This is a genomic window from Collinsella sp. CLA-AA-H167 (genome assembly GCF_040095305.1).
In the GTDB taxonomy this organism is placed as follows: Bacteria; Actinomycetota; Coriobacteriia; order Coriobacteriales; family Coriobacteriaceae; genus Collinsella.
Genome location: NZ_JBBNGA010000020.1, coordinates 1 through 9,825, shown reverse-complemented (window position 1 = coordinate 9,825; position 9,825 = coordinate 1). Strand labels below are relative to the sequence as shown.

The window sequence follows — 9,825 nt, the reverse complement described above, 5'->3', positions numbered from 1 at the left end:
CGGGAAGGAGGAGGGAGCCTAGACGCCGAAAGCGGCGCATCCGCGTTGGCGAATCCGGCGCATCCGCGTTGGCGCGATTGGCGAAAATACGTTGGTGAAAATGGTGAAAAATATATTGACGCTAACAGCTGGTCGAGGCCGCGTGGCACTACCTGACGTGCTCCGGGCGGCCGAAGGACCTCGCCAAGGGCCAGGCCCCGGACCCGGCCGCCCGGAGGCATGCCGCCAAGGGCGTGCGGAGGCTGGTCGAGAGGCGGGAGGCGCTGCTCGCGCGCGGGGTCCACGGCAACAAGGCGAACGTCGCCACGGCGCGCGAGCTCGCCTGCTGGGTGTGGGCGGTCGGCCTCATGGCCGAGGAGGCGTAGGGGGCGGTCCCCCGCACATAAGCCAGTCACCCCGGAAGCGGTTCGATCCGAAGCCGTCGAGGCGAACCTCAGGTCCCTTTTCTGCGAGCGCCCAGGGCGCCACACGCGTGCACAGACTGTCGGTTCGACGTAGAAGCCTCAGCCGTAGCAACGGATTGCCCAGCGAGAGATCGCCACGGGCGGATATTAAACTGCAAAGACGAGCGTCGGTAAGACACGCCGAGGTCGCCGCGGACGGGTTGATATAGGGAGAGGGCCTGACCCCATATCGTTGGGGCCAGGCCCGATTTTGCCTCTTGACAATGTCCTGCTCATATTAAAAGGAACGTCCCCAAGTGCCGCCCCAATGACTACCATGACAACGCCGCAGGTAGAGGACGGACAGCGAGCGGGCACCAGAGCGAACAAATTGGCATGAAAAGAGGACGGCATAGACCTTCTGGTCATGCCGTCCTCTTTGAATGACAAGTTGTCGCTCTGGTGCCCGCGCAGCGTCGAGCAGTTGCGGCGTTTGGTAAAACGCCGCAACAAACTAGCTCAGCATTGCATCCATCATCTCGGAGTTGACGGAGTCATCGGCAGACCACTCGCCGTCGTCGTTGCAGGTGTACTTGAAGATAACCGTGGTCTTCCTGGGCTCGGTGGCCTTGGTCACATCGACCATAACCTGACCGGCCATCTTGTACAGCTCGTCATCGGAAGGAACCGTGTCAAGCGCAGCGACCTTCTCCTGATACTGAGTGGAGAAGTCCTCGACGATCTTGTTCATAGACTTGCAGGTGATAGAGACCTCGGCGGTCGCGACACCCTTGTCCTCGTCGACCGTCACGTCGCCGATCTTGTAGTCAAAGCCCTCGAGATAGGTCTTGGCGTACTCCTTGGGATCGATACCCAGCTGCTCGAACTCGTCGCCCGAAGCCTCCTCCAGACCAGAGAGGAAGTCGTCGCCACCGTTCTTGACCTCGTCAAACTGCGTCGTAAGATCCTCGGTGATGAGTTCCTCGACCGAAGGACCTCCACAGCCGGAAAGCACGACCACGCATGCAACCAAGACGGCCATGAGGGGCGCAAGCAGCAGCTTCTTTTTCATGTTGTTCCTCCCAATGAGCGGCACCGCGCTTCCCAGACGCGGCGCACGTTGTAAAAAGTAAGCCCATACTATCAACTTATTAACACCCTCGACGGCACGAAGGCGCGGTCGGTTCGTTTTAGCGTCCGAACGGTTTGCGAGCCCGCCCAACGTGCAATAAAACGCTTCCCCGCGGTGCAATAAAAAAGGTGGCCGGACAACCCGACCACCCTTGCACATCCTTATGATGCCGCAGTTTACTTGCGGACGACCTTAACGATGGCGTCACCGGCGGCGACAGCGGAGTCGGCCTCGACGGCGAGCTCGACATCGGCAAACTCGGCGGTGTTGGACACGGCCACGACGACGCAGTCCTTGTAGCCGGCGGCGGCGATCTTGGCGCGGTCGATCTTGAGCATGGGCTGGCCGGCCTTCACGACGTCGTCGGCCTTGACGAAGCCCTCGAAGCCATCGCCGTTCATGTTGACGGTATCGACGCCAACGTGCACCAGAACCTCGATGCCGCTATCGGACTGTAGGCCCACGGCGTGACCCATGGTGACGGTCACCTTGCCGTCGCAGGGAGCGTAGACCAGATCGTCCTCGGGCCACACGGCACAGCCCTTGCCCAGGACCTCGCCACCAAAGACGGGATCGGGCACGTCGGCCATCTTGATGACCTTGCCCTTGACGGGCGAGCACAGCACGTCGGCGCCGGCAGAAGCAGAGATGGAGGCCGGAGCAGCGGCAGCCGCGGGCTCAGCCTTCTTCTTGAACATGTCAAACAGACCCATACGATTTCTCCTCTTGATTAAGCGCAACGTTTTGCGCATGCCTATGGTGATTATAGTGCCAAATGGCCAAAATACTAAGGTGAGGGTTCGAATCGCAAGCCCTTCCAAGCCCTTCCCAAAACCTTTTCCCCAGTGGCGCTCATATTGTCGATTAATCCAGGCCCTCGGCACCGTTGGACTTGATGATCTTCTGGTAGGCGTAGAAGCTGTCCTTGCGGCGGCGCTCGTAGGTACCGGTGCCGTCGTCGTACTTATCGACGTGGATGAAGCCATAGCGCTTGCGCATCTCGCCGGTGCCGGCGGACACCAGGTCGATGGGACCCCACCAGGTGTAGGCGATCAGGTCGACGCCGTCGGCAATGGCCTCGCCCATGGCCTTGATGTGGCTCTGCAAGTAGGCGATGCGGTACGGGTCGTGGATGGAACCGTCCTCCTCGACCTCATCGTAGGCGCCCATGCCATTCTCGACCACCATCAGCGGAATCTCGTAGCGGGCGTAAATCTCGTTGAGGGCGATGCGCAGACCCAGCGGATCGATCTGCCAGCCCCAGTCGGTGGACTCCAGATAGGGATTCTTGCCGCCAAAGGTCATGTTGCCCTCGGTCATCTCGTGATCCTTGTGGGTGCCCACGGTGCCGGACATGTAGTAGCTAAAGGTGTAGAAGTCGACCTTGCCGTCGGCGATATCCTGCAGGTCACCGTCCTCCATCACAAGCTCGACATCGTTCTCGGCCCAGAAGCGCTTGGCATAGAACGGATACTTGCCGCGCACCTGCACGTCGGAGCAGTACCAGTTCATGGTATTCATCTCCTGCTGCGTGGCGAACACGTCGGCCGGATCGCACGTGGCGGCATAGGAGAGGATGAAGCAGTCCATGTTGCCCATCTTAAACTGCGGGTAATGCTCGTGGGCATAGCGCACGACGCGGCCGCTGGCGACAAACTGGTGATGCAGCGCCTGCATACGAGCCTGCGGCGTAGCATGGACCGCCGAAGCCGGGCCCTCAAAGCCCTGAATCATGCTGGTCTCAAAGAGGTTGCCCATGTCCTGAGTGCCGCAGTTGATCTCGTTGAAGGTGAGCCAGAACTTGACCTTGTCCTGATAGCGGTCGAAGACGGTCTGGCAGTACTTCTCAAAGAAGCCGATGAGCTCGCGGCTCGCCCAGCCGTTGTATTTCTCGACCAGGTGATAGGGCATCTCGTAGTGCGACAGGGTCACGAGCGGCTCGATATTGTGAGCGCGCAGGCAGTCGAAGACGCGGTCGTAGAAGGCGAGGCCGGCCTCGTTGGGCTCGGCGTCGTCGCCGTTGGGGAAGATGCGGCTCCAAGAGATGGACATGCGGAACATGGTAAAGCCCATCTCGGCGAACAGCGCGATGTCCTCCTCGTAGTGATGGTAAAAGTCGATACCGTCATGGTTGGGGTAGAAGCGATTAGGGTCGATGTCGATCGTAATCTGGCGCGGCTCCTTGTAGCTGCCGCCCAAGAAGTGGTCGTCGACCGACGGACCGCGGCCGTCCACGTTCCAAGCGCCCTCAAACTGATTGGCGGCGGTAGCGCCACCCCAATAGAAACCCTCGGGGAATCCCATAAGTGTCTCCTCGCTCATGCGTGTTGCTGATGAAACGAGTATGCCGCCGAGTCGCTCCAGGCCAGGGCGAAGGCGCCGATTTGGACACTTCTTTTCGCAGACGCGCGCTGCAACAGCGCTGCAGCTGAAACTTTTTGACACCGAAGGAGCGAAGACGATCCGCCCCGCGCTTACCGGCGGTATGCCGCGGGGGTACAGCCATACTTGTCGTGAAACTTACGGTAGAAGAAGCTCATGTTTTCATAGCCCACCGCATGCGCAGCCGCCCCGGCCGTGGCGCCACCGCGCAGAAGCTCGGCCGCACGCACCAGGCGTCGCTCCTGCACAAGTTGCCTAAAGGTCTTGCCCACATGTCGCTTGAGGAGCGCCGTCGCATAATTAGGGCTCAAGCCAAACTCCGCCGCCATCCCCTCGAGGGAGCATGCAGCGAATTCGCGATCGATATAGCCAAGCATTCCCGTCACCAGGGCAGTGGGCCCCGCCGCGCCGTCCGCCGCGCCGCGCACCAGCTCGCGCTCGTAGCAATCCATGAGCTCGGCCAAAAACAGCTGAAACAGACGCAGGACGATCTCGGAACCGTTGGGGCTCGGGTCGTACAGCTCGCAGAGCATCTCCTGCATGTAGCGCCGAATCCGACGGCTCTCGCCGCAATGAAAACGGACATGGCCCCGATGGTCCGTCTCGCTGTTGAGCGCGTTGAACAAAAACCGCGAGACCGCGCTCTCGCGCGAGAGGCTCGACTCGAGACTCCGGCGCAAAAAAGAGCGTGAAACGGTCATGCTCAGCATGATGTCGTCCTCGCCGAGCGCCGCCACGGCATGAGGGCAAAGGGCGTCGAGCAAAAGCACCTCGTTGCGGCGCAACTCGAGCCTCTCCCCCGCCACCGTCTGCGGGCAGCGCCCGCGATACACATAGCTCATCTCCACGTAATCATGCACGTGCTCGGGAACTGCATTAAAGCGCGAGTTTTTCCTTATCGTCAGGCCACGCGGCATGCCGGGCTGGGCATAGGCAAACCCTGGCTGCCCAATCTTGCGCACTGGGCATCCGTCGATTTCGACATGCTCGGTCATAATCGACCAATCAAATGCCATGCCGTCTTTATAAGCGATCTCACTGGTGCTCAGTTCGCTGAGCCTACGCTCGAGCTCGTCGATCTCCATGGCTTGCCAATCGTTGATTTGGTCATAGTTCGTCGTGATTCAGATATTAGCAGAACGCGCCGACGCGTCCATAATCTGTGCTATGCAGCAGACCGATCGAGCCAAGGAGGATCCATGACCGCGTACTATCAGCAGGTGCTCGAGGGCACATACGACAACCACGTGCTTCCGTTTTTGTGGATGAAGGGCGAGAGCCATAAGACCATTGCCGAGTATCTGGAAAAGATCGCCGGCGCCGACATCCACGAGGTCTGTCTCGAAAGCCGCCCACACCCCGATTTTTGCGGCGAGGGCTGGTGGCGCGACTTGCGCTTTGTCATTGACGAGTGCAAGCAGCTGGGCCTTAAGCTCTGGATCTTGGACGATGCGCACTTCCCCACGGGCTTTGCCAACGGCGCCGTCGAGGAGGCCGTGCCCGAGCTCCGCAAGATCGTGCTCACGCACCGCACGTTCGACATCGTGGGCCCCACGTCCGCCGCGAGCATCGCGCTCGCCAACATGCTCGACAAAACGGAGCGCTTCTACGGCGTGACATTTATGCAGGACGGCAGCCCCGTCGACGTCGCTTACCGAGTAATCGACGATGCAGACGGCAACCCCAGCCGCCTGGTCTTCGATGCACCTGCGGGCCTCACGCAGGCATGCGTGATGTTCACGAGCGGCAAGACCTCCTACAACGAGGACTACATCAATATGGTCGACCGCGCCTCGGTGGCGCAGCTCATCGATGCTGTCTACGAGCCGCATTTTGAGCATCTGGGCGATGAGTTTGGCAAGACGATCCTGGGCTTTTTCTCCGATGAGCCCGGATTTGCCAACGAGAAGGGCACCACGGGCCCCGATGGCATCTCGGACACGCTCATCGGCAAGGCCACCGCGCCCCTACCCTGGTCGGCCGAGCTTGAGCGTCGCCTACGCGCTGCACTGGGCGAGCGCTACCTGGCCGAGCTCCCGCACCTGTGGGACCGCGAGCCGGCCGGCGCGCACGTACGCCACGTCTATATGGACATCGCGAGCACCCTCTATAAGGAGTGCTTCTGCGACCAGCTCGGAGACTGGTGCCGCGCGCGCGGCGTGCAGTACATCGGCCACGTTATCGAGGACAAGGACTGCCACGCGCGCCTGGGCGTGGGCGCCGGGCACTACTTCCGCGCCGTGGGCGGTCAGGACATGGCGGGCGTCGACATCGTGATCAACCAGCTGGTACCCGGCATGGACCGCGGCCTTCACAGCTACGGACGCGGCGTATGGGACCTCGAGTTCTATAACTACGTGCTGCCCAAGCTGGGCTCCTCGGCAGCACACCTCGACCCCAAAAAGCAGGGGCGCTGCATGGCCGAGGTCTTTGGCGCATTTGGATGGCACGAAGGCCTGCGCGAGATGAAGTGGATCGCCGATCATTTTTTGGTGCGCGGCGTCAATTGGTTTGTGCCGCATGCCTTTAGCATGGCCGCCTTCCCCGACTGGGACTGCCCGCCGCATTTCTATGCGCATGGCCAAAACCCCCAGTTTGCACACTTTGGGCAGCTCATGAGCTACATGAACCGTACGGCGAGTCTGCTGAGCGGCGGGCGTGCAACGACCCCGGCGGCGCTTCTCTACCATGCGGACGCCGAGTGGGCAGGCGAGGCGAACTTTATGCAGCATGCCGCCTCCGAGCTTATGCGCGCGCAGGTCGACTTTGACATCGTGCCAGCAGAGGCATTTGAGGACGCAGGGCGCTATGCCGTTGAAATTGCCGCAGACGGTAGCGGCTTTAGCGTGAACGGCCAGGCATACCGCTGCCTGGTGATGCCCGGAGCCGAGTTTGTCGGCGGAGCCGTGCTCGACTTTGCCGCGCGCGCCGCAGCCGCGGGCGTTGCCGTGTACGCGCTGGATAAGTTGCCGAACAAGCGCTACGACGGCGACACTGCAGGCCGCGAGGGCTTTGCCTCCCTGGATGCAACCGCGCTCGCCGGCATCAAACTCCTGGCGACCACCGGGCTCGCAGGCACACTTGCCAATACCGGCATGCAGACCGTGGTTTGCGCCGAGCCCCAGCCCTGGCTGCGCGCACTGCGCTACGAGCGGGCGGGCGAGAGCTATCTGATGCTCGTCAACGAGCATCCCAAGCAGGGTATCTCCACTCAGGTTGCGCTTGCCGACGGCACACCCGTTGCAGGCGCGCGCCTCGACCTGCTCAACGGCACCGAGCCCGCCGCCTTTGACGGCACGCTCGAGTTGGCTCCCTACGAGAGCTGCATCGTGGTCCTTGGGGCTACAGGTTCCGCCGGCGCGGCAACCGTTGGAGACGAAGCCGCATGCATCGACGGGCCCTGGGCGGTTGCCTTCTCTGCCCCTGGCACCGATGCCTTTGGCGAGCCTGTTGAGCTTGCAGACCTGCACGACCTTTCCTCGGCCGAGTTCCCCGGCAAGGCCGGCACATTCCGCTACCAGGCCTCCTTTGTCCTGGGCGAAGCGGTCACCAGCACCGTCATCGACCTTGGCGAGGTCTTTGAGACCGCAACCGTCGCCCTCGACGGCAAATCCCTCGGCACCCGTATCTGTCCGCCTTACCGCTTTGAGGTCGGCGCGCTTTTGGCCGGTGAGCACGCGCTTACGATCGACATCATCAACACCCTCGATCACGCCGTCCCCGACATATTCGGCATGACCGAGCCCTCCGAGCCCAGCGGCCTCTTGGGGCCCGTACGTGTGCTCGGGTAACGCCCCGGGCGCAAACGGCCCAACAAGGACAGTGCCCCCATGTTGAGCCCGCACGGCGTCGAGCGGTCCGTCGTTCATAGACCGGCGGACCAAAACTCCCAGCCAAGCCGAACGTTTTATTTATCGTTATGATTGGTTTATCGCGACGCAAACGCATAGGAGCCATATGGATATCAGGCGAAAGATCACGCAGGGCAAAAGCCTCACCCCCACCGAGCAACAACTTGGGCAAACGGCCCTCGCCATGGGCGAGGATGTGCGCGGGCTTTCCATTAAGGAATTTGCCGCGTGCGCCAACGTTTCGGTCGCGAGCGTGCACCGCTTTTGCAAAAAGCTCGGCCTCGAGGGATTCAAAGACCTCAAGGTCGAGCTCATCCGCCAGGCGACCGAGGCGGGCAATCGGCGCGACGTGGACATCAACTTTCCCTTCGATGCCACCTCCACCCCCGCACAGGTAATGGAGCGCATGGAGGGGCTCTACCAGACCACCTTGGCCGAAACGCAGGAACTGCTCGACCCCGCACAGCTCGACTACGCCGCCAAGCTCGTCATGCGCGCCGACACCGTGGACATCTACACGGGCTCGCATAACCTGTATCCAGCGGGAATGTTCCGCGATCGCTTGCTTTCCGCCGGTAAAAGCGCGACGTGCTACGGCAGCGTCGAGGCGCAGGTGCGTACGGCGCTCGCCTCGGGCCCCGACCATGTGGCGATTGTCATCTCCTACAGCGGCCTTGCCCCCAACCTCAGGGAGATCTTGCCGATCCTCAGCAGTCGACGCGTCCCGGTCATCGTCATCGGCACACCGTACTGCGCCCGCATTCACCCCGGCTTTGCCGCCTATCTCATGGTGAGCGACCACGAGAGTATGACGCACCGCATCACGCAGTTCGCCAGCCACATCGCCGTGCAATACGTGCTCGATTCGCTCTACAGCAGCTACTTTGCCAAAGATTATGCCCGCTGTTCCGAGTTCCTCGAGCGGTCGTTTCCCTACACCCGCCTGCCCGGGCTCAAGTAACGACGAGCGTGGATTTTTGGACACTCAGATAACGAGCGTGGATAATCTCCCACTTTGAGCCCGCACACAGGCCAAAACCGGGAGATTATCCACGCTCATTTTGGGTCCCCTGGGAAACGCATGAGGAGGGCGGATAGACAGCCGTTATTTGCGAGGCGTCAGCGACGTAAAGAGCCCGTGTTGGTTGCAGTAAAGATATATCCTGCCGCGCCCGGTAATATGGAAGCGCGGCTGCACCGATTGCTCTGGATAGAGCTTCTTAAAGCAGACGCCGTCCATAGTCGCATATGCCACAAAGCTAATGTAGTGATCCTTGGTCATGGGATGATCGAGCGTGACGTACCAATCGTCCTCGATGCGCTCGATGGAAAAGGCGTGGTCCGCGTCCGGCTCTTCGGCCTCCTGGGGAAACATCGTGGAGCCACAGCAGCTAAAGCTGCCTTCTCCGAGCGCGTGCACAACGTTTCCGCAGATAGGGCAAACGTAAAAGACGCCTTTGAGCATATTGCCTGCACGGTTGGCGTTGGCCCGAATGTCACCAGCCAAAAGCTCAGCCACGCTTATGCCGAGTCTCTGGGCCAAAGGCTCAACGAGGGAAATGTCGGGAAGGCCGCGGCCGGATTCCCACTTGCTGACGGCTTTATCGGTCACACCAAGGCTTTCCGCCAGGGCGCGCTGGGTGAGGCCGCGCTCTTCGCGCAGCTGCTTAATGGCATGCGCTGCCAAAAAAGTATGGGAGGCATTGGTTTGCCGTGTCTGGTTCATGGGCTGTCCAATCAAATTGAAGAAATGGAGTGAACCGGTTCGACAGTCAGTATCCATTTGAAGGCCAGGCTCGACAACCTACGCTGCGTAGACATGCGCCAATCGAACGAGCGCGGATTTTGGACGCTCATCCTAAGTAGTCATTTAAGAACGTCCCCAATGACTACATCAGGAGTGTCCCCAGATGCCGCATCGCCAGCAACGGGAGTGCCGATGTCTTGGCAACGACAGACACTATGACCCAATCCAGGGGCACGGAAACGACAGGAGCCCCCGCTCGTGACCGCGGGTCGGGGCTGCGACAATGTTGTTGAAGTGCCAGAGGCGCAGCCGCGCCGCAACGAGGTTGGG

At 61.0% G+C, this 9,825-nt stretch carries 7 protein-coding genes; 2 read left to right on the top strand and 5 right to left on the bottom strand.

Going from position 1 to position 9,825, the window contains the following annotated elements; genetic code table 11:
• Positions 1 to 897: 897 nt before the first annotated feature.
• The 4 genes from AAAT03_RS09740 to AAAT03_RS09725 form a co-directional block, all read right to left on the bottom strand.
• Positions 898 to 1,455 (bottom strand): hypothetical protein, encoded by a 558-nt coding sequence (locus tag AAAT03_RS09740; protein WP_035136614.1) that lies wholly within the window; start codon positions 1,453 to 1,455, stop codon positions 898 to 900.
• Between the two features lie 236 nt (positions 1,456 to 1,691).
• Positions 1,692 to 2,228 (bottom strand): PTS glucose transporter subunit IIA, encoded by a 537-nt coding sequence (locus AAAT03_RS09735; RefSeq protein ID WP_055310775.1) that lies wholly within the window; start codon positions 2,226 to 2,228, stop codon positions 1,692 to 1,694.
• A gap of 151 nt (positions 2,229 to 2,379) precedes the next feature.
• On the bottom strand, positions 2,380 to 3,819 hold the full coding sequence (locus AAAT03_RS09730) for a glycoside hydrolase family 1 protein (RefSeq protein WP_124785750.1): 1,440 nt from the start codon (positions 3,817 to 3,819) through the stop codon (positions 2,380 to 2,382).
• A gap of 170 nt (positions 3,820 to 3,989) precedes the next feature.
• Entirely contained in the window at positions 3,990 to 4,982 is a 993-nt protein-coding gene (locus tag AAAT03_RS09725) for a helix-turn-helix domain-containing protein (RefSeq protein WP_124785749.1), read from the bottom strand.
• A 114-nt stretch (positions 4,983 to 5,096) separates the two neighbouring features.
• On the opposite strand from AAAT03_RS09725, the gene AAAT03_RS09720 reads away from it, so the two are divergent.
• Together AAAT03_RS09720 and AAAT03_RS09715 are read left to right on the top strand one after the other, a co-directional pair.
• Positions 5,097 to 7,688 (top strand): glycoside hydrolase family 2, encoded by a 2,592-nt coding sequence (locus AAAT03_RS09720; RefSeq protein WP_124785748.1) that lies wholly within the window; start codon positions 5,097 to 5,099, stop codon positions 7,686 to 7,688.
• Positions 7,689 to 7,854: 166 nt separating this feature from the next.
• Positions 7,855 to 8,709 carry a MurR/RpiR family transcriptional regulator gene (locus tag AAAT03_RS09715; protein WP_117839942.1) on the top strand — a complete coding sequence of 285 codons (855 nt, stop codon included), beginning with the start codon at positions 7,855 to 7,857 and terminating at the stop codon, positions 8,707 to 8,709.
• A 144-nt stretch (positions 8,710 to 8,853) separates the two neighbouring features.
• Here the strand turns inward: AAAT03_RS09715 and AAAT03_RS09710 are convergent, their stop codons facing one another.
• Positions 8,854 to 9,474 (bottom strand): helix-turn-helix domain-containing protein, encoded by a 621-nt coding sequence (locus AAAT03_RS09710; RefSeq protein ID WP_117839941.1) that lies wholly within the window; start codon positions 9,472 to 9,474, stop codon positions 8,854 to 8,856.
• Between the last annotated feature and the right edge of the window lie 351 nt (positions 9,475 to 9,825).

Bases quoted from the DNA above. Each gene is read 5' to 3' on its own strand.
- AAAT03_RS09740 (WP_035136614.1), bottom strand. From the start codon at position 1,455: ATGAAAAAGAAGCTGCTGCTTGCGCCCCTCATGGCCGTCTTGGTTGCA.
- AAAT03_RS09735 (WP_055310775.1), bottom strand. From the start codon at position 2,228: ATGGGTCTGTTTGACATGTTCAAGAAGAAGGCTGAGCCCGCGGCTGCC.
- AAAT03_RS09730 (WP_124785750.1), bottom strand. From the start codon at position 3,819: ATGGGATTCCCCGAGGGTTTCTATTGGGGTGGCGCTACCGCCGCCAAT.
- AAAT03_RS09725 (WP_124785749.1), bottom strand. From the start codon at position 4,982: ATGGAGATCGACGAGCTCGAGCGTAGGCTCAGCGAACTGAGCACCAGT.
- AAAT03_RS09720 (WP_124785748.1), top strand. From the start codon at position 5,097: ATGACCGCGTACTATCAGCAGGTGCTCGAGGGCACATACGACAACCAC.
- AAAT03_RS09715 (WP_117839942.1), top strand. From the start codon at position 7,855: ATGGATATCAGGCGAAAGATCACGCAGGGCAAAAGCCTCACCCCCACC.
- AAAT03_RS09710 (WP_117839941.1), bottom strand. From the start codon at position 9,474: ATGAACCAGACACGGCAAACCAATGCCTCCCATACTTTTTTGGCAGCG.